The sequence below is a fragment of the Acidobacteriota bacterium genome, from assembly GCA_038040445.1.
GTDB classification, from domain to species: Bacteria; Acidobacteriota; Blastocatellia; order UBA7656; family UBA7656; genus Onstottus_A; species Onstottus_A frigus.
Map to the genome: position 1 here is coordinate 128,299 of JBBPIG010000007.1, position 18,397 is coordinate 146,695.

Here is an 18,397-nt window from a genome sequence, read left to right on the forward strand (position 1 = left end):
GTAAGGTATAAATGAATCAACCGTGTTAGCCCCAATCTACAAAAAGGTGTTTAGGCAAAGTGCATCACAAGAAGTTCTTGGTCACAGCAGTCATCACAGCCGCAGCTCTCGCCGTTGCGATCTCAACAATCGTTTTCAGCTACGGCCCTCCCGCGGAATCCCGTTCTACGGACGAGAATCGAGCTGAGCCGCTGGAGGACGCAGCCGGAGAAGTCGCAGCAACCCTGCCGTTGTTTCACCGAGTCGATTCGAATTATGTCCGCGGGTCGCAGCCTTTGCGCGGCGGCATCAGAACGCTCAGCCGCCTCGGAGTCAGGACCCTCGTCGACTTGCGCTCAATTTACGATCACACGAAGGACATCAAGGAAGCGGCCGAGCTTGCCGGCCTCGCTTACCAATGGGTGCCGATGAGCGTTTGGAATCCGCCCACTGATGAGGAAGCCGATCGGTTCGTATCGGTCGTGACGGACACCGCGAACGGTCCGTTCTATGTTTTCTGCGCGGACGGGTTGAACCGCACGGGCGAGATGACCGCGATCTATCGCGTCGCGCACTCAAACTGGACTGTTGAGAAGGCGCTCGATGAAGCGGACGAGCTTGGCTTCAACCCTTATTACTACACGCTGCGGAGCTACGTCTGGGACTATGCGCGCAAGTTCAGGCCGTCATCAGTGCCTCCCACCGGCCGCCGGGTGAGTCCCCTCGAACCGTAAGCAACAAAGTAGATCTTACTTAAGCACGATCAGATCAATCACGAAAACTCGCCGCCTGGTTTTCACACGCGGGCAAGCTCGCCACCTCTGGATAGTTTGGCGCGACACGCTTGCTTGATAATGAGGCGCCGCTTCAATCATACTTCGCCCGGAAAGATGGGCAGGCAGGCCTCCCAACAAGAGTAACCAAATGGCAAAGTCCAAGTCTCCTAAGCTTGTCTTCGTCTGTCAACAATGCGGCTCGCAGCAGCCGAGATGGATGGGCAAATGCCCCGACTGCGGCGAGTGGAATTCGCTGGTTGAAGAGAAGTCCACGAGCGCACACCCGGAGTCTTCCCCTCGCGGCGGGTTGTTTCGCATGCGGGAAGTCGCGCCGGTCGCTTATCAGGATATCGAAAGTCAGAACGACGCGCGCCAGCCCTCGGGCATTGAAGAGTTCGATCGAGTGCTTGGCGGCGGAATAGTTCCAGGCTCACTTGTGCTGATCGGCGGCGATCCCGGCATCGGCAAATCAACGCTGCTGCTCGAAGTGGCGGACAAGCTTTCGATCACCTGCGGCAGAGTCCTGTACATCTCGGGCGAAGAGAGCGAGCGGCAGATCAAGCTGCGCGGCGAGCGGCTAGGCATCAATCCCACGGGTCTGTACCTCTTGCCCGAAACGTGTCTCGAACGAATCTTTCAAGAGATCGACCGGCTTGACCCGCAAGCGGTAATCGTCGATTCCGTGCAAACCGTATTCTCGATGAAGCTCGAATCCGCGCCGGGATCGGTTTCGCAAGTCCGCGAAGTAGCGGGGCAGTTTTTGATGCTTGCTAAGAACCGCTCGGTGCCCGTGTTCCTGATCGGGCACGTCACCAAAGACGGGGCGATCGCCGGACCGAAAGCGCTCGAGCATATCGTCGATACGGTCCTCTACTTCGAAGGCGAGCGCCATCATAATCATCGCATCATTCGCGCGGTGAAGAACCGCTTCGGCGCGGCGAATGAAGTCGGGGTGTTCGAAATGACCAGCCGCGGGCTGGTGCCTGTGCTCAATCCCTCCGGGTTGTTTTTGAATGAGCGGCCCGTTGGAGTGTCGGGCTCGGTGGTGACGGCTTGCGTGGAGGGCACACGGCCGATGCTGGTCGAGCTTCAAGCGCTGGTCACCTCAACGAAATACGCGACTGCTCGACGGATGACACAGGGCGTTGATGCGAACCGCGTTTCGCTGCTGATGGCGATGCTCGAAAAGCGAGTAGGCATGCACGTACTCGGCGACGACGTTTTCGTGAATGTGGCAGGTGGCATGACGATAGACGAACCGGCGGCCGACCTGGGCATTGTCGCAGCGATTGCATCGAGCTTCCGCAATGTTCCTGTTGACGAACGCTCGGCAGTGTTTGGAGAAGTCGGGTTGGCCGGCGAAGTGCGCGCGACAAGCCAGGCTTCAGTGCGAGTGCGTGAAGCTTACTCAATGGGCTTCCGCCGCTGCGTGATTCCTCACGGGAACCTCGCCGGGCTCGAGTACGACGACGGGATTGAAGTAGTTGGGGTGCGCAACGTCGGTGATGCGCTCGAGGCGTTGTTTTGATTTGCAGGTTTTTTCCGATCAATTGCTGAATCAAAATCCACTAAACGAAACGTCCACTTAACAGTTAGCTTCTACGGGACTGCAGTCGTGTGGAAGTGACGCCCGCTGGGTCAGAACCCCAAAACGTTCAGCGAGCACGGTCAGCAGTTTGACGTTAAGGCCGGGTCTCAAAGTGAGGATGTGATTTCCGCAAGCTTAACCGAAATCTCTCTTGATGCTGCTTCCTGGGCTTCTGAAAGCAACGCCGTCATACTGTCAGACAGATCAGCCAGACAAAGTTCGATCTCCTGCGGTAGTCGGCCACGCTGTTGTTCACTCATGGAGTAGTCGTAAATATCTTTGTCAGCCAGGATCATCAGCTTCTGGGGCGCTTCCGAAAGTATAAGAAACATGATGTCGGAATGAATCTTCCTCATCTTGGACTTGGCGAAGCCTCCTTTCTTCGCGCGCCCACTGTTTGCCGATATGCAACCAACGATCTGACCGTCATTGGATACTGCGTCAAACGCGAAGAAACCGTTGTTTCGTAAGGGAGCAATCTTTTTGGTAAACACTTGACCGTACTTTCGATGAAGCCATTCCGCCCGAATGTACTCCTCGACGATAAGGAATGATTTTGAAACAGCCATGTTTGGTCTCCAGGACCATGGTAGACGATCCCAATTCCAGGTCAATCGTTTCGACAACTGAACATGTGCTGCGCAAACTGGACTTGCCACGTTTGAACTGACATATCGAGGAGCAGTTCTGAAACAAAACATATCCGTTGCGACGAACTATCTACTAGATAATAAGGGGCCTGTGATGTAATAGATATGGGGGTTTGTCACTTAAAAAGTGAAACGCAATTCGGCCTCTGTTCTTCTATTCGACGGGCAAGAGCTTCCAAGCTGGCAGCCAGCCGGTCTTGCCCTTATAGGCTCCGTCCAGGATGCGCACCCTAATCAGGCATTCCGCAGCAAGCTGTCGTGGGTATTGATCCGACTGCCCGCGGATCTTGGCGAGCTCACTTTCCAAGTGCATTTTGAAGTAGGAAAGGGAGGTTTCAAGTATTTTCACCTTAACTTCGACCGGAACAAGCAGCAAATTACCTCCGTCTGTAAGTTCGTTAATGCCTTGTGAATCTTTTGCAGCTACAGATTTATTATAATCATCGTACGAAGACGAATACACTGCCATGACAACGCGGGGTCTGGAGTCCGTTTCCTCGTTTTGTCTGGCCTTGAGGTCGGAGTCTACAACCCGAGCTACGCGCCCCGGTTCAATAGTCATGCTGACATCGAGCTTATTTGCTCGCAGTCCTGAGGCTACTGCTACTGACAACGCCCAAATTCCGCGCTGAGCTTTCTCTGCCTCTCGCTCGGCTGCGCGTACGTCGCGCGCATACTTGAACGGGTTGTCCGTGTCGGTGAGACAGCAACCCTGTCGGACAATCTCGAGATTTATAAATAATCGATCTGGCATACGATAGATGTAGACCATGGCATTGCCATCACTATCTACCGCCAAGTCAGGCTCCAACTCAATCAATATGTGTGCCCTGCGATTAGCGAGTTTAGGCAATTAGTCGCTTGAGAAGCGTTGAATCGCGCATTAACGCCGATGAGCCGCACAACACTCTCTTTTCCGTGCAGCATGAGCACAGCTCTTGCGCCATCGAGTACTCGCAACACCTTCCAGACACTGTCGGAGGTTTTTGTTTTGGTCTGAGAGACTCCTAGACTTGGCGAGAAAACACTCAGGATGAGAAAACCCGCTGCTAGGTGTTTCTTCATTACTACCTCGCTATCTAGACACAGGGCTGAGGCGTCACTCCAAAGTGACATTGCCTAACCGAGGATCGCCAACTCGCAACAGGCTAGGAGCAATGATGGTATTCTGGCAGCCAGTTACAGTGAGTCAAGCCTTTTAGTGGCGTAACCAATATTCTTTGAGTGTGCGCAGGTTTCGTGGAGCAACGGTTTACGCGAGCACAGATTCCGTGGCGGCCCTCTCGTCTAATCCGCTAATAAGCACTGCGTAGCCCGCGCGTTAGCGGGTGGGTAAGGATGGCTTGAAGATAGCTTCGAGTTGGCGCTCAATTCGATCCAAGCGCTGCTCAAGGGCCGCAAACCGAGTATCCTGAGCCGCAAACCGGGCGTCGAGATAGCCACGAAGATCATCAATCCGCTTGTTCATCGCCTGCTGATTAAGCCAGCTTGCGCCAAAGATGCTGACGATGAAGGTCGCTAACGCAATGATGATGGTCACGATCAGTGGATTCATCGGCGTCATTATACTGAGTTGACCGAGGGAAGACTAGGGCTTGTCAAACATTGCGGACAGCTTCTTGAACCCTTGTTCTGTTCAGGGCGCCGGGTTGCTCTTTCCAATCCAATAATCCGGCCGCTCTTGCGTACTCGGATCGTGTCTCTCCATCCACCGCTCGGGAAGTTTCAGTTCATTGAATCCGAACTTGCGATAAAGATCGTGCGCGTCTTTCGTCGCAAGCACCCATCGCCTGAAACCTTGAAGTTCGGGATGCGAGATGATCACTTCCATCAGCCATTTCGAAAGGCCGTGCCCGCGATGCGACTCAAGCACAAACACGTCGGCTATCCACGCGAACGTTGCGTAGTCGGTGATGACTCGCGCGAATCCGACTTGCTGATCGCCCTTGTAGAGACCAAACGGAATCGAGTGTTCGATCGACCGGCGGATTGTCTCGACGGATCGCCCCGCGGCCCAATATGAAGTGTCCAGGAAACTGTGAATGACACCAATGTCGAGGCGTGTCTTGTCGGTGCTGATCGTGTATTCGCCTCTGTGCCAATGACCGTCCATGCTCGCCCTCCGTTCGTGTCATCAACGCGCTGAAGAGTGCTCAACTCCCTCCCGCAATCGGCGTTCGGCCAGGCGATCTGCAGGTCGACTACTCTTTCAACGCCGGTCTCGCGTACTCTCTCGCGTACTCTGGTGGTTCAATGCCCGCCGGAAGCCGACCGTCACTGATTGGCGCACCGGCCGTTAGTTTCAACGGCACCACGCCTGCCCAGACTGAGAGCTCGTAGTCTTCTTCATCGTCAATCGGGGGACCTGTACGCACCTTCGCCGAGACTTCGACGAGCGGCAGCTTCAGCACCAGCGTCGCGCGCAACTCGCCTTCATCAGGCGTGCGAACCTCTTCCCAACGTCCGGGCACTACCTGGTCGGTGAACGCATGGAGCGCTTTGAGCTTCTCGTCCTGAGCATCGACCGCCGTCGCATTTCCAAAAATGACCACGGACCTGTAGTTGATCGAATGATGGAACGCGGAACGCGCCAACACCAGTCCGTCAATCAGCGTGACGGTTACGCAAACGTCTATGCCTTCTTCCAACGAGCGCAGCATGCGGCTAGCGGCCGAGCCATGGATGTACAGATCATCTTCGATCCGCCCGTAGGAAGTTGGAATCACCACGGGCTTGCCTTCAGCGATGAATCCGACGTGGCATATGAAGGCTTCATCAAGGATTTGAAACACCGCGGCGCGATCGTACTCGCCTCGTTTCGGCAGTCGTTTCAAAACGGTTCGCTCGGTTGGTGTAAAGGTCCTCGTCAAGCTGTTTACTCCGTTGCTATCTCCAATGCTCGGCGCGGGCAGTCGCCGGCGCAGGCCTCTTGATCCGCGGCGCTTGCTTATCCTTTAGCGTTTTTAGGACCAGTGTCGTACGCGTCGAATGAACAGCTGCGATTCGCTCGATCTTGTCGCTGACCAGCCGTCCAAGCTGTTCGGTGTTCGATACCCGCACTCGCAGAACGTAGCAGTCTTCGCCTGCTATGCGGTGTAGTTCTTCGACCTCGGGAATTCGCGCGAGCAGCGCGGCGGCTTTGGCTGCGCGAAACTGAGTCTGAACGAAAACGAAAGCTACGAGGCTATCCTTCATAATCACCCCGCGAAGTAGCGCAGACTTTAATCTGTGTCTCTAGTCTCGACATTCCCGTGCCTCTCCCAACTCCCTTTGAGCAACTCCGCTAGGAGTTGAATGTTTATAGAAGCGGGTCGTTCGGCGGGGCGCACACCAGCGGGGTGCTATGTCGATGACTCGCTCATTCTACGAGAGTTGATCCGGCACATTGCACCCCGCTGGGGTGCGGCTCACGCGGACCACGTTTCTATAAACATTGCACCCCTACGGGGGTGCCTGCACAGACTTTAGTCTGTGTTCAGACCAATGCTCTCAGCCCTTCGACTCGTTTGACCGACCGTTGTTGCCGGCTCTTCAGTAGCCGGGCTTTGATCATCGACCCTAGTTGTTTGACCGCCTGCTCGATCGCTTGAGGACCGGCCATGGTGAAACTCAGCCGCATCATGTTCTGTTGCGGCGAGCTCGAATAGAAGTGTTCTCCGCTGACGAAAGTAACTCCACTCTCGATCGCCTGAACGAGTAGCTGCGAGGTGTTTATCGACTCAGGAAGCCTGACCCATACGGACATTCCACCGGCTGGCCGGCTCCAGCTTGCATCGTTCGGGAAGTGCTTCTCCAGCGCTTCAAGCATCGCGTCGCGGCGCTGAGCGTAAGCCTTCTTCACCCTCTTTATGTGCTTGGCGAGAAGCCCTCGCCGGGCGAATTCGAAGATCGCCGCTTGGGCGAGAAGGCTCGCGTGCAAATCGGATCGCTGCTTGGCGCGATTGAGATGATCAATGACCACTTGCGGCGCGGCAATCCAGCCGACTCTGAGCCCGGGGAAACCGACCTTAGAGAAGCTGCTGATGTAGATCACCATGCCGTGCTCGTCCAGCGCCTTGAGCGGCGGGACCTCGGGTCCGTTGTAGCGCAGTTCCCGGTAGATGTCGTCCTCGACTATTGGCACACGATATTGGCCGGCGATCTCGATCAGGCGGCGCCGCGACGCCACATCCATCGTGACCCCGGTCGGGTTGTGAAAACTCGGCACGACGTAGATCAGTTTCGCGCGCCGCTGAGAAAGAACGTCTTCGAGAACGTTGAGGTCCATTCCATTTTCGCCGACCGGTACGCTGATGTACTTCGAGCTCGCTCCGCAGAATACGCTGAGCGCGCCCGGATAAGTCGGATTCTCGAGCGCGACTTCTTCGCCGGGGGCCACCAGTATCTGGCGGATCAAATCGAGAGACTGCTGGCAGCCATTGGTGACAAGCACCTCGCCGGGCGATGCCTTCACTCCGGACAGCGCGAGCTGCGCGGCGATGTATTCCTGAAGCGGCGCGTACCCGCTGGTGGTTCCCAACTGGAGCAGTATGCGGCCTTGTCTTCTCAGCGCTCGATCGACACAGCGGCGGAAATCATCGAGCGGGAAAAGATCGGCCGAGGGAAGGGCGAGGGCGAGCGGAATCACCTCGCGCCGGGTTTCGAAGCCGGCCATCTCCTGTAGCCAGTTGTCTCTGCCCTGGACTGCGAGCAGCGACTCCCAGGGCATCGGCGATGGCAAGCTTTGCTCTTTGGCCGGAGAAGCTGGAGCCGGCGCTGGGACTCGCGTGATGTAGGTGCCGCTGCCGACGCGCGATGTTATGACCCCGTCGGCGGCGAGTTCGGCGTAGGCGTTCGTGACGGTGTTGCGATTGACACCGAGCGTCTTCGCAAGCTCTCTATTCGCGGGAAGCCGATCCCCGATCTTCAATGCGCCGTCGGAGATTCTGCGGCGCACTTCAGTCACGATCTGGGTGTAAAGCGGAACGTGACTGTCGCGTTTCAGCTCCAATAGCATCGATGGCAGCCTCAAAGAATTGGAATATCTGACCGAGCCATTTTACAGCCAGATTGCGCGATGTAAAGAACCAATTATGGGCCAATTCTCATAGGCCAATCAATGGGCTGTGTGGCTCCGATGTATTGGATATCGGTTTTTGAAAACGAACGGAGGTCGCTTAGTTTCGGATAGGTGATTTTGGATTACGCTTGTGTGCTACTGATGGGCTTATCGGAATCGTTAGATAACAGCCCGGACTTCGCGGGCCGGGTAAGATACTGTCTGGGCCAAACCGAAAAACACCAAAGGGGATGACGCCGCCCCCGTGGCCTCATCCCCCTCAGTTTATTGTTGCTTTGTCTGTCGCTTCTCTCAGTCTTGCGATGACCGGCGGAGCCCCCGTTCCCCCAACCACCGCCTAACTTTTTAAAGCTACGCAGTCACATTGGCAATGTTTGTGCCAGCGTTTCTGCCCCGCGCAGGTAGCCGTAACTTGTGCGGTTGAATGAAACCGTGTCTGTGCTCTTCTTTGAGCTGCCAAAACTTGTCAAGTAGCGAGTGACGAATCGCGGCAAAGAGCAAAGAGCAAAGAGCAAAGAGCAAAGAGCAAAAGGCAAAGGGCAAAGGGCAAAGAGCAAAGCGCAAAGGGCGGCGGTTCGACATCTTCTCTAGCTATGTTCCTCTTTACTCTTTGCTCTTTGCTCTTTGCCCTTTGCGCACTATAATGAACGCCGTCAGGGCCCGCCCTTGACACGACTGGGAGTCAGAACGGATCGCGGCCTCGATCAAATCCTATTCACTAATTGTTTCGCGCCGCTTTCCCGCGACTTGTTCGATTCTTATCTTCTTTAGTGTTCCAGTCGTAATCAAGCCGGAGCGAACAGGACAACTTGAATTCCAGATTGCGGTGATCCTATTTGTTTGATGTCGCAATCGCAGCTTAGTCGGAGTCGCGACCAAAGGGCCGCGAATTGATCTTTCAAAACTCAGCTTAACTATTCGCAGCGTCGTAAGGCAGGAACGGCTCGAGCGATAGATAAGACGTACGGAGGATATATGCAAGCCGATGTTACTCTGATTCGTATCGTCTTCGTCGCGGCGCTCGTGAGTGCAGGTTACTTCCTGAGGCCTTTCCCCAAACCCGGTTCGGGAAATGGGGTAATGTCGGCGGTCATTGGGGGAGTACTTGCAGTCTCGATAATCTACTTCGAGACCCGGATTCGCAAAGCCACACTTAAGACTCTTATTGGCGGGGCGGTCGGGTCGATACTCGGTATCGCAGGCGCAACCTTAATCTGCTGGATCATAGCCGCGCAGCATGCGATCCCGGAAGAGTTCAAATCTTTCCTAACACTCACGCTCACGTTGTTCATGGGTTACGTAGGATTGATAGTCGGCGCGGTCAAGGGGGACTATCTGGACCTCACTGCGCTTGGAGGAATATTCGTAGAAAAAGGAGCAGCCAAGTCGCACTCGTTGATACTGGACACTTCGGTCATCATCGATGGCCGCGTCGCCGATATTGCCGAGACAGGGTTTCTCTCCGGGATGCTGGTAATCCCTCAGTTCGTGCTGCGCGAGCTTCAACAGATCGCCGACAGCGCCGACTCGATCAAACGCAACCGCGGGCGCCGCGGACTCGACATACTTCAGCGGATTCAGAAGAAAAAAGGCAGCAGCTACGAGATAGTCATCAGCGAGGCTGACTTCCCGGATGTGCGCGAAGTCGACCACAAGCTCATCGAGCTGGCCAAGCAGATCGAAGCCAAAATCGTCACCAACGACTTCAACCTGAACAAGGTCGCTCAACTTCGCGGCGTGTCGGTGCTCAACATCAACGAGCTTGCCAATGCGTTGAAACCGGTCGTGCTGCCCGGCGAGATCATGCGGGTCTTCGTTCTGAAAGAGGGTAAGGAATACAACCAGGGCGTGGCCTATCTCGACGACGGCACGATGGTGGTTGTGGACAACGCCCGTCGCATGATCGGCAAGAACATCGACGTGTCGGTCACCAGCGTCTTGCAGACCACAGCGGGCAAGATGATCTTCGGCCGCTTCAGCGAGGACGGGCGTCCGGCCGGCCCGCGGCACAACAACGCAGCCTCGCCGTGACCGAACGCAAGCTCAACACAGCCATAATACCCGCGGCCGGCATCGGCGCCCGCATGCACGCCGATCGCGCCAAGCAGATGCTGGAGTTGGGCGGCGTGCCGGTGCTTGTGCATACGCTTCGGCGCTTCGAGCAGTGCGATGCAGTCGATCAAATCATTTTGGCCTTGCAGACGAACCTGACTACTGACGTGCTGGGGCTGATCTCTCGATACAACATTACGAAGATTGCGCGCGTGGTGGGAGGAGGAGCCGAGCGGCAAGACTCGGTCTATCGCGGGCTCCAAGTGGTGAGCGAAGAAAACGCCGGCATAATAGTCGTTCACGACGCCGTGCGCCCGTTCGTCAAGCCTGAAGAAATCCGCGCGGTGATCGAACGCGCCGCAGCCACCGGAGCTGCACTCCTTGCATTGGCCGCCACCGACACCATCAAGCAGGTGAAATCGGGCCGCGTTCAGCGGACGCTTGATCGGCGGCGAATCTACTACGCGCAGACGCCTCAAGCGTTTCAATTCTCGATCCTTCGCGAAGCGTTCGAGCGCGCATATGCCGATGGCTTCATGGGTACCGATGAATCGCAGCTTGTGGAGCGGCTTGGCCATCGGGTGTCGGTGGTGGAAGGCTCGCCGATAAACATCAAGATCACCCGGCCGTTTGATCTGCGGCTGGCGGAAGCGATACAAGCCGCGTTCTTCGATTGAGTAAATGAACGAATTGAGTCGCATAGGAATCGGCTACGACATACACCGTTTGGTTGAAGGGCGGAAACTTGTGCTGGGCGGCGTGGAGATTCCCTTCGAGAAAGGACTGCTCGGGCACTCGGATTCGGATGTGCTCACTCACGCGATCTGCGACGCACTGTTGGGGGCTGCTGCGCTTGGAGATATCGGCACGCACTTTCCGGATAGTGATCCTCGCTGGGCGGGAGCGTCGAGCCTGGACTTTCTCGCGCGGGTGGTTGAGCTAGTCACTGAAAAGGGATATCGAATTGCGAACGCCGACGCGACGGTTATGGCTGAGCGGCCTAAGCTCGCGCCATATGTTCAAGCTATGCGCGAGAGATTGGCTTCGGTCCTTCGAATCGACGTTGATCAAGTCAACGTGAAAGCAAAGACGAACGAAGGGCTCGAATCAGTCGGCCGCGGCGAGGCTATGGCAGCGCAGGCAATTGTGCTTCTTGCATACTCTGGGGCGAGAGCCTTATGAAGTTGCGGTTCGAATGGGATAATAGAAAGGCTGCGGCGAATCGTCGTAAGCATAGAGTGGGCTTTGATGAGGCGAGCACGGTCTTCGACGATGCGCTCGCGCGTATCTTTGATGATGTGGGGCACTCGACCGACGAAGTACGAGAGATCAAAATGGGGAATTCAATACTCGAGCGGCTGCTGGTGGTTTCTTTCGTTTTAGGTACCGGTGGAAGATATTCGAATCATCAGCGCGCGATTGGCGACCAGGAAAGAGCGTGAAGACTATGAAGAAAACATCAGGGCGTAAGATTCGGAAGAATCAATCAGACGAATTGCGACCGGAGTACCGCTTCGACTATGAAAAGGCACGTCCAAATCGGTTTTCGAGTGGGACGAGCGAGGAGCGGAGGGTCGTAGTGCTGGATCCCGACGTTTCCGCAGTCTTCAAGACACCCGAGTCTGTTAACAAGGCTCTCCGGGCGATAATCTCCGCAATGCCAGGAAGCAGGCCAAAAGTCATTCGCGAGTCAACACAGAAATAACTGAACCCCAACCGAACATCTGATGCTCAAGCAAAGAAAGACACCTGCGGTTACCGCGATCTGTCTGGTTTGGTTGATCCTTACCAGCGTTGCTCTTCTGACTCTGGCACAATCTCATCATAAGCCTTCGCGTGATGAAGCAACCAAGGCCATCCGCTCATCAGCGTACGAAATGATGAAGGCGTTTCTCACTCAGGACGTCGCGACATTCAAGCGTCATGCGGCGAAGCGGACGCTGGCACTGATAGACCTGGCATACGAGGCGGCGCGGCAGGATCCGCGTTATCAAGGAGAGCTGCAAACCGCGCGAATCACGAACGCGGACCAGTTCTTGAGCTACTTCTTGCAGGGCATGGCAACCCAGTATCTTCAGGGTGCCCCGCTGTCTCCCGAAGCAGCGGCTATCAGAGTCGCTAACGACTCGACCGTTTCCTTCATCAGCGATTCCGAAGCCCGAATCATCGCGGGTGATTCTGAAGTCGCCCGCGCACGGCTAGTCGCGAGAGGGTGGAAGATTGATCTGACGGATGCACTTAAAAAGGCTGTCCTCAAAGAAGTAAATAATCCGGAGCTGCGAGCTAAAATAAAGAGCTTGTGAGATGCGAGCAGTCGATATCATAGCCAAGAAGCGCGACGGTCATTCGCTCACCGGTGACGAGATAGGCTTCATCATTCGCGGTTACACTAACGGCGAAGTCGCCGACTACCAGATGGCCGCGCTCGTTATGGCCATCTATCTGCGCGGGATGACCACCGCAGAAACTCTCGCGCTCACCGAAGCGATGCTACATTCCGGAGAGGTCGTAGACTTCTCCGATCTGGCGCGCCCGCGCGTCGACAAGCATTCGACCGGCGGCGTCGGCGATAAGACTTCGCTGGTGATCGCACCGGTGGTCGCCGCGGCCGGTGTTCTCGTGCCGATGATCTCCGGCCGCGCGCTCGGGCATTCGGGCGGCACGCTCGATAAGCTCGAATCGATTCCCGGCTTTCGGACTGATCTATCGCTTTCGGAGTTTCGAGCAACTCTTACAGAAGTCGGCGCGGCGCTGATCGGCCAGACCGCCGAGATCGCGCCTGCGGACAAGAAGCTCTACGCGTTGCGCGACGTGACCGCTACTGTTGCTTGCCGTCCGCTGATGGCTGCTTCGATCATGAGCAAGAAAATGGCCGAAGGAGCGAGCGGCCTGGTGCTCGACGTGAAAACCGGCAGCGGCGCTTTCTTGAAGAAAGAAGAAGAGGCAAGGGAGCTCGCGGCGCTGATGATCTCGATCGCGCGCGGAATGCAGAAAGAATGCATCGTGCTGATCACCGATATGAACCAGCCGCTCGGCCGCGCGGTCGGCAATTCACTCGAGCTGATCGAAGCGATTGAGACTCTGAAAGGCGGAGGCCCGGATGACTTCAACACGTTGTGCCGCGAGCTTTCAGCGGAGATGCTGGTGATGGGCAGGGCGGCGACTGATACCGGCCGGGGCCGCCAGCTTTACGACGAGCTGATCTCATCCGGCGCCGCCCTCGAGAAGATGCGAGCCATCATCGGGGCTCAGGGAGGCGATGCGCGCGTGCTCGACGATTACGGGTTGTTGCCACACGCGGAGCAGCAGCAGGAACTTCTCTCATCGCAAGCCGGTTTTGTTCAAGCCATCAACACCGAAGCCATCGGGCACGCATCGATGCTGTTGGGAGCGGGGCGGGCAAGGCTCGATACCGCGATCGATCTCGGCGTAGGCCTGACCGTACACGCGAAGATCGGCGACACGGTCGAGCGGGAATCTCTTCTCGCGACGATGCACTTCAACGACGCCTCTCGCGCCGAAGAGGCCGGCGGCGACGTTCGCAACGCATACACGATAGGGCCGGAGCGGGTCGCTCCACCTCAGTTAATCAAAGCCGTTCTGCGCTGATTTACAAACATAAGGCGAGTCGTTAGAATCGAGCGCGCTTCGACCCACACTGAAGTTTTGAGTTCAGCCTACAGGCTGCCGGGGTTTCGGAGAGACAACCGGCAAGCTAAAGCTTGAACTCTGAACGTTTTGAGTTCAGCCTTCAGGCTGCCGGGGCTTCGGAGGCACGACCGGCAAGCTAAAGCTTGAACTCTGAACTCTGAACTCTGAACTCATCACGCCGAGGAGGACACAATGAAAACCAAGGTAACCCGTCGAGACTTCTTTCGCACAAGCGCCGTCGCGGGATTTGGCGCGCGGCTGTTCGGAGGCCTGTCGCCGGTCACGTTTGCTCAATCAAAGGGCTCGCGCCCGCTTGTGGTTTCGAGCGCCAACGGATTGCGCGCGACGGCGAAGGCGATTGAGATGATCCGCGCGGGTAAGGACACGCTTGACGCCGTGGTCGCCGGAGTGAACATCGTAGAAGACGATCCAAAGGATATGAGCGTGGGCTACGGCGGCCTGCCCAATGAGGACGGCGTCGTCGAGCTGGACGCGAGCGTGATGCACGGCCCGACGAAACGCGCCGGCGCAGTCGCTTCGATTCAGAAAATCAAGAACCCATCCAAAGTGGCGCAACTGGTGTTGGAACGCACTGACCACTTGCTGCTGGTCGGACCAGGCGCGCTTCGATTCGCGCTCGCTCACGGGTTCAAGGAAGAAGAGCTGCTGACCGAAGAGTCTCGCATCGTCTGGCTGCGATGGAAAGAGCGGATGAGCGCGGACGATGGGTGGGGGCCGGGGCTCGCCGCGCCGGACGTTCCGCCTACTCAGAGCAAGCTTCTCAACGGCGACCCGAAGCGCGCAGAACTGATCGCTCTCGCAGATGAATACATAGCTCACCCGCCGACCGGCACCATCAACTGCATTGCAGTGAACGAACGCGGAGACATCTCGGGCACGACGACGACGAGCGGGCTGTTTCACAAGTTGGCCGGACGCGTTGGAGATTCGCCCTTGATCGGCTGCGGCCTGTTTGTCGACAACGAAGTCGGCGCCGCGGGATCAACCGGCCGCGGGGAAGAATGCATAAAGATCAACGGCGCGCACACTGTTGTCGAGATGATGAGGAAGGGCATGTCGCCAACCGACGCCGCGCTCGAAGCCTGCAAGCGGGTGGCTGGGAACTACAACAACAATATGGCGAAGCTCAAAAAGTTCAGCGTCAATTTCTACGCGCTGAACAAGAACGGCGAGCACGGCGCGGCGAACTTGTGGGGCTACTCGGTGAATTCAAAGGGCGAGCGGAAACGCAATCAGTACGCGGTACACGATGGTCGAGAGAACAAGCTGCACGATGTTGCGTACTTATACGAATCGCCAGACAAGTAGCCCGAAGCGTCTGTTTGCGTTGGATGAACCGCCGATCTGCTCTGACTGACGCAACGCTGATCTTCGCAGATCAGCGAGGATCTGCGAACCGGCAGGCAGCGGAGACCGGCGGTTAATTCAGGCAGAGATGCACATTCTCATATCCGGCCACTCGCGGAGAGTCTCTATGACCAAACGTCGCTTGATCTTTGCGGCGAGCACCCTCATCACCACCCTCGCGCTCTTGCAACTCGCACCCGCTCAGTCGAAGCCACGGGCCCGCGATCTGGGGATTCCATTTGAGGGCACGCCAGGAGCGCTCAACGCGATCACCGATGTCAAAGGCATCGAGGTCGGTCACACGACGCTAATCTCGGGCGAGGGCAAACTCCAGGTCGGCGTTGGTCCGGTTCGAACCGGAGTGACTGCGATTCTCCCGCGCGGCAAGCAGTCATCGAACGATCCGGTGTTCGCGGGTTGGTTCTCGCTCAACGGCAACGGCGAGATGACCGGCACAACCTGGCTCGAAGAATCGGGCTTTCTAGAAGGGCCGATCATGATCACCAACACCCACAGCGTCGGCGTCGTGCGCGATGCAGTGATCGCGTGGCGAGTGAAGCGCGGACCGCCGGACGCGTCCGGGTACTGGTGGTCGCTGCCAATCGTCGCGGAAACCTACGACGGCTACCTGAACGACATAAACGGATTTCACGTCAAGCCCGGCCACGCGTTTGATGCTCTCGACGGCGCCAAGCCTGGGCCGGTCACGGAAGGAAACGTTGGCGGCGGGACTGGAATGGTCTGCTACGGCTTCAAGGGCGGGATCGGAACGGCGTCGAGGAAACTCGATCAAAACGTGGGCGGCTACACCGTTGGAGTGCTGGTGCAGGCGAACTTCGGCCGCCGCAATCAGCTTCGCATCGCGGGTGTACCGGTTGGTGTTGAGATAACCGAAGGCGCCCTTTCGTCCAACGATGGCTCGCTTCGCGATGACGTCGGCTCCGTTATCATCGTCGTCGCGACAGACGCTCCCTTGCTCTCGCATCAGCTAAAGCGACTGGCTCGGCGCGCAGCGCTTGGAGTCGCAAGGACCGGGAGCATTTCAGGCAATGGCTCGGGTGACATCTTTGTCGCCTTGTCGACGGCAAATCCGGAAGCCGCTAAGGAAACAGGAACAATTCAGTTGACGATGCTCCCGAATGAACGCATGACTCCGTTGTTCGAAGCAACCGTCCAAGCGACTGAGGAAGCGATCATCAACGCGCTGATCGCAGCGGAGACCATGACCGGGATCGATAACCATAAGGTGATCGGTCTCCCGCATGACCGATTGAAGCAGGTGATGAAGAAGTACAATCGCTCAGTTGGCGCGAAAGAGAGGTAGGTGCTGCCTATCAGGTCACTGCGGCGTAACCTGCAACCGGGGTCTTCAGCCTGACGACGGTGGACGTCGGCCGGCTCATACCTTTCTGCAAGAAGGGCGCAAACAAGTCCCGATTGCCTCCCCTTTTCCCCTTGGTTCGACTACTGCATTCGGTAGTGTGATATTCCTGCTTCGCTAGAGGTTTATTCACGGAATGTCCTAGTTAAGATAGCGCTCTAATTCTTTCGCGTTAATCGCACGTAGTGATAACAAACGCAAAGTCCAATAGCGGCGACCACAACGTAGAACTGAGAGTTCATGGGTGTATAGCCGCTGTATTCCCGTTAATACAAAGTCCAGCGCGGCAAGGATGAGAACCAGGTAGGACATACCCAGTAGTGAGTGCACCACGACCTGTATCCATTTGATCTTGGATTCTATGGCCCATTCTAACCAAACCAGGCGGCACCAACGCAAAGCAGATGCCGAAGAAATAAAAAAGGGGAAAGATGGCTTCAGGCTGAGCGATATAGTTGTAAACGACTATAACGGCAATGCCCAAGAAAAAGGCAATGATAAGAATCCAACATCCAACCGAGAAGCCAAGTGTTAGGATCCTTTTGGCTCTTGATTCTTCGCTCGGAGCGTCCACGGATGCTATCTATACTCTTGTTTCAGACTTGCGATCAAGCCGCAAGAAGTTCGGTAGTGGGGTAATAGTGTGTCGCCTCGAACGCTGAGACCTGCGGTACCATATTGCTGGCGGCAGTCCCAGGCGTTATGATCAACAGCATGAATCAAGAGCAGCCAATCAATCAGGAGCAGGGAATTGAGCTGGAATTTTGGGACAGGCAGGAATTCTGGAGGCAGGGGCGACCAATATCCGAACGCCGACGCCTTAGTCAGGGCGAGACAGTCCCGTTGCCGGAAAAGTTGGAATGCTTCGATGGCCACTTCTGGAAGGTGATAGAAACTCAACCAGTGGTAGGGATCGTGGGAACTCCTCCGGTAACGCTTGTCTTCTGTAGGTACATAGGACCGGCGAAGCAATCACTGAGCTAAGCGACAACCGGGCCTTATGATTATCCAGCAACGCAGGAATATCACATTACCCTGCATTCTTGTTCCGAAATAACTCGTGATGTGATGCTATAATCCGATACAAGGATCGACGCGACTCTAAAAAGGTAGACGAATCTTATGAAAATGACAGTGCTGGTGGAGCGGATCGAGGAACATAAGTACCGGGCGAGCACGGGGTATCCGTTGGCCATCGAGAGCGAAGGAAAGTCGCGTGATGAAGCAGTGGAGCGCCTGCGGAAGCGAGCCTTGGAACGCCTGGAGAGGAGCGAACTAGTGCAAGTCTCAATCGCCGACGAGCGCGATATCAATCCCTGGGTCAAATACGCAGGCCTCTGGAAGGATCATCCAGACTTTGACGAGTTCCTCGAGAATATCGCCGAATATCGTCAGGCCGCCGAAGATGTACGTCCCACCCGATGAGCCTCTACGTTTTGGACACCGACACGCTGACGTTGTGGCTTCGCGGTCACACACGCGTATGCGAGCGTGTCGCGGAGCAAGATTCAAACGAGCTTTGCGTGAGCATCGTCACCATCGAAGAGATGCTCAGAGGTTGGTACACGCAGATTCGCCGCGCGAAAACAGACGAGCAGCTCGAGCGCGCGTATGCTGCTCTACAACAGGCCGTTCAGGTCGCATCACGGCTTCCGATCCTCGCGTTTGATCATGCGGTCATCCAACGTTTCGCCGAACTGAGGAAACGCAAACTTCGGATTGGCACCAACGACTTGAAGATTGCGGCCACCGCGTTTGAAAACCAAGCAGTGTTGGTCACACGAAATCGGTCAGATTTTCGACGCGTAGCTGACCTGATGTTCGAAGATTGGTCCTGAGATGAATCGCGACAACATCCTCGACAGCCGATTCTGGGGCACCGTCCCGCGTGGA

General features: G+C 56.3%; 20 protein-coding genes. 13 read left to right on the forward strand and 7 right to left on the reverse strand.

Going from position 1 to position 18,397, the window contains the following annotated elements; translation table 11 throughout:
* Positions 1-59 precede the first annotated feature (59 nt).
* A complete protein-coding gene (locus tag AABO57_09765) occupies positions 60-713 on the forward strand; it encodes a hypothetical protein (protein ID MEK6286014.1) in 654 nt (217 codons plus the stop codon).
* Between the two features lie 190 nt (positions 714-903).
* A complete protein-coding gene (gene radA, locus AABO57_09770) occupies positions 904-2,283 on the forward strand; it encodes a DNA repair protein RadA (protein MEK6286015.1) in 1,380 nt (459 codons plus the stop codon).
* A gap of 167 nt (positions 2,284-2,450) precedes the next feature.
* Here radA and AABO57_09775 read toward each other — a convergent pair whose 3' ends face one another.
* The 7 genes from AABO57_09775 to AABO57_09805 all read right to left on the reverse strand — a co-directional run bounded on the left by AABO57_09775 (position 2,451) and on the right by AABO57_09805 (position 7,989).
* A complete protein-coding gene (locus AABO57_09775) occupies positions 2,451-2,912 on the reverse strand; it encodes a hypothetical protein (GenBank protein ID MEK6286016.1) in 462 nt (153 codons plus the stop codon).
* Between the two features lie 235 nt (positions 2,913-3,147).
* Positions 3,148-3,792 carry a thermonuclease family protein gene (locus tag AABO57_09780; protein MEK6286017.1) on the reverse strand — a complete coding sequence of 215 codons (645 nt, stop codon included), beginning with the start codon at positions 3,790-3,792 and terminating at the stop codon, positions 3,148-3,150.
* 522 nt (positions 3,793-4,314) lie between these two features.
* Positions 4,315-4,548 (reverse strand): hypothetical protein, encoded by a 234-nt coding sequence (locus AABO57_09785; GenBank protein ID MEK6286018.1) that lies wholly within the window; start codon positions 4,546-4,548, stop codon positions 4,315-4,317.
* 81 nt (positions 4,549-4,629) lie between these two features.
* Positions 4,630-5,106, reverse strand: coding sequence for a GNAT family N-acetyltransferase (locus AABO57_09790; protein MEK6286019.1), 477 nt, complete (start codon positions 5,104-5,106; stop codon positions 4,630-4,632).
* Positions 5,107-5,194: 88 nt separating this feature from the next.
* Positions 5,195-5,863 carry a pyridoxamine 5'-phosphate oxidase family protein gene (locus AABO57_09795; protein MEK6286020.1) on the reverse strand — a complete coding sequence of 223 codons (669 nt, stop codon included), beginning with the start codon at positions 5,861-5,863 and terminating at the stop codon, positions 5,195-5,197.
* A 16-nt stretch (positions 5,864-5,879) separates the two neighbouring features.
* A complete protein-coding gene (locus AABO57_09800; GenBank protein ID MEK6286021.1) occupies positions 5,880-6,188 on the reverse strand; it encodes an Lrp/AsnC ligand binding domain-containing protein in 309 nt (102 codons plus the stop codon).
* 280 nt (positions 6,189-6,468) lie between these two features.
* Positions 6,469-7,989: a PLP-dependent aminotransferase family protein gene (locus tag AABO57_09805; protein ID MEK6286022.1), complete on the reverse strand. Its 1,521-nt coding sequence runs from the start codon at positions 7,987-7,989 to the stop codon at positions 6,469-6,471.
* A gap of 1,038 nt (positions 7,990-9,027) precedes the next feature.
* On the opposite strand from AABO57_09805, the gene AABO57_09810 reads away from it, so the two are divergent.
* From AABO57_09810 to AABO57_09860, 11 genes are all read left to right on the forward strand, one after another.
* Positions 9,028-10,083 carry a PIN domain-containing protein gene (locus AABO57_09810; protein ID MEK6286023.1) on the forward strand — a complete coding sequence of 352 codons (1,056 nt, stop codon included), beginning with the start codon at positions 9,028-9,030 and terminating at the stop codon, positions 10,081-10,083.
* The gene (gene ispD / locus AABO57_09815; GenBank protein MEK6286024.1) at positions 10,080-10,781 is read left to right on the forward strand and encodes a 2-C-methyl-D-erythritol 4-phosphate cytidylyltransferase; all 702 of its coding nucleotides are present in this window, start codon (positions 10,080-10,082) and stop codon (positions 10,779-10,781) included. Before AABO57_09810 ends, ispD begins: the two co-directional genes overlap by 4 nt.
* Before the next feature lie 4 nt (positions 10,782-10,785).
* Positions 10,786-11,286, forward strand: coding sequence for a 2-C-methyl-D-erythritol 2,4-cyclodiphosphate synthase (ispF, locus tag AABO57_09820; GenBank protein ID MEK6286025.1), 501 nt, complete (start codon positions 10,786-10,788; stop codon positions 11,284-11,286).
* Positions 11,283-11,546, forward strand: a complete 264-nt coding sequence (locus AABO57_09825; protein MEK6286026.1) for a BrnT family toxin — start codon at positions 11,283-11,285, stop codon at positions 11,544-11,546. The genes ispF and AABO57_09825 overlap by 4 nt, the downstream gene beginning before the upstream one ends.
* A gap of 5 nt (positions 11,547-11,551) precedes the next feature.
* On the forward strand, positions 11,552-11,809 hold the full coding sequence (locus tag AABO57_09830) for a hypothetical protein (protein MEK6286027.1): 258 nt from the start codon (positions 11,552-11,554) through the stop codon (positions 11,807-11,809).
* A gap of 22 nt (positions 11,810-11,831) precedes the next feature.
* Complete coding sequence (locus AABO57_09835; GenBank protein MEK6286028.1) at positions 11,832-12,407, forward strand: hypothetical protein; 576 nt, start codon at positions 11,832-11,834, stop codon at positions 12,405-12,407.
* Between the two features lies 1 nt (position 12,408).
* Positions 12,409-13,713, forward strand: coding sequence for a thymidine phosphorylase (locus AABO57_09840; GenBank protein ID MEK6286029.1), 1,305 nt, complete (start codon positions 12,409-12,411; stop codon positions 13,711-13,713).
* 234 nt (positions 13,714-13,947) lie between these two features.
* On the forward strand, positions 13,948-15,084 hold the full coding sequence (locus tag AABO57_09845) for a N(4)-(beta-N-acetylglucosaminyl)-L-asparaginase (protein ID MEK6286030.1): 1,137 nt from the start codon (positions 13,948-13,950) through the stop codon (positions 15,082-15,084).
* A 166-nt stretch (positions 15,085-15,250) separates the two neighbouring features.
* Positions 15,251-16,447 carry a P1 family peptidase gene (locus AABO57_09850; protein MEK6286031.1) on the forward strand — a complete coding sequence of 399 codons (1,197 nt, stop codon included), beginning with the start codon at positions 15,251-15,253 and terminating at the stop codon, positions 16,445-16,447.
* Positions 16,448-17,626: 1,179 nt separating this feature from the next.
* Positions 17,627-17,929 carry a hypothetical protein gene (locus AABO57_09855; protein MEK6286032.1) on the forward strand — a complete coding sequence of 101 codons (303 nt, stop codon included), beginning with the start codon at positions 17,627-17,629 and terminating at the stop codon, positions 17,927-17,929.
* On the forward strand, positions 17,926-18,342 hold the full coding sequence (locus AABO57_09860) for a type II toxin-antitoxin system VapC family toxin (GenBank protein MEK6286033.1): 417 nt from the start codon (positions 17,926-17,928) through the stop codon (positions 18,340-18,342). Before AABO57_09855 ends, AABO57_09860 begins: the two co-directional genes overlap by 4 nt.
* Positions 18,343-18,397 lie beyond the last annotated feature (55 nt).

Coding starts and splice junctions, on each gene's coding strand:
- radA (MEK6286015.1), top strand. CDS start 904: ATGGCAAAGTCCAAGTCTCCTAAGCTTGTCTTCGTCTGTCAACAATGC.
- AABO57_09775 (MEK6286016.1), bottom strand. CDS start 2,912: ATGGCTGTTTCAAAATCATTCCTTATCGTCGAGGAGTACATTCGGGCG.
- AABO57_09785 (MEK6286018.1), bottom strand. CDS start 4,548: ATGAATCCACTGATCGTGACCATCATCATTGCGTTAGCGACCTTCATC.
- AABO57_09790 (MEK6286019.1), bottom strand. CDS start 5,106: ATGGACGGTCATTGGCACAGAGGCGAATACACGATCAGCACCGACAAG.
- AABO57_09800 (MEK6286021.1), bottom strand. CDS start 6,188: ATGAAGGATAGCCTCGTAGCTTTCGTTTTCGTTCAGACTCAGTTTCGC.
- AABO57_09805 (MEK6286022.1), bottom strand. CDS start 7,989: ATGCTATTGGAGCTGAAACGCGACAGTCACGTTCCGCTTTACACCCAG.
- AABO57_09810 (MEK6286023.1), top strand. CDS start 9,028: ATGCAAGCCGATGTTACTCTGATTCGTATCGTCTTCGTCGCGGCGCTC.
- ispF (MEK6286025.1), top strand. CDS start 10,786: ATGAACGAATTGAGTCGCATAGGAATCGGCTACGACATACACCGTTTG.
- AABO57_09825 (MEK6286026.1), top strand. CDS start 11,283: ATGAAGTTGCGGTTCGAATGGGATAATAGAAAGGCTGCGGCGAATCGT.
- AABO57_09830 (MEK6286027.1), top strand. CDS start 11,552: ATGAAGAAAACATCAGGGCGTAAGATTCGGAAGAATCAATCAGACGAA.
- AABO57_09835 (MEK6286028.1), top strand. CDS start 11,832: ATGCTCAAGCAAAGAAAGACACCTGCGGTTACCGCGATCTGTCTGGTT.
- AABO57_09840 (MEK6286029.1), top strand. CDS start 12,409: ATGCGAGCAGTCGATATCATAGCCAAGAAGCGCGACGGTCATTCGCTC.
- AABO57_09845 (MEK6286030.1), top strand. CDS start 13,948: ATGAAAACCAAGGTAACCCGTCGAGACTTCTTTCGCACAAGCGCCGTC.
- AABO57_09850 (MEK6286031.1), top strand. CDS start 15,251: ATGACCAAACGTCGCTTGATCTTTGCGGCGAGCACCCTCATCACCACC.
- AABO57_09855 (MEK6286032.1), top strand. CDS start 17,627: ATGAAAATGACAGTGCTGGTGGAGCGGATCGAGGAACATAAGTACCGG.
- AABO57_09860 (MEK6286033.1), top strand. CDS start 17,926: ATGAGCCTCTACGTTTTGGACACCGACACGCTGACGTTGTGGCTTCGC.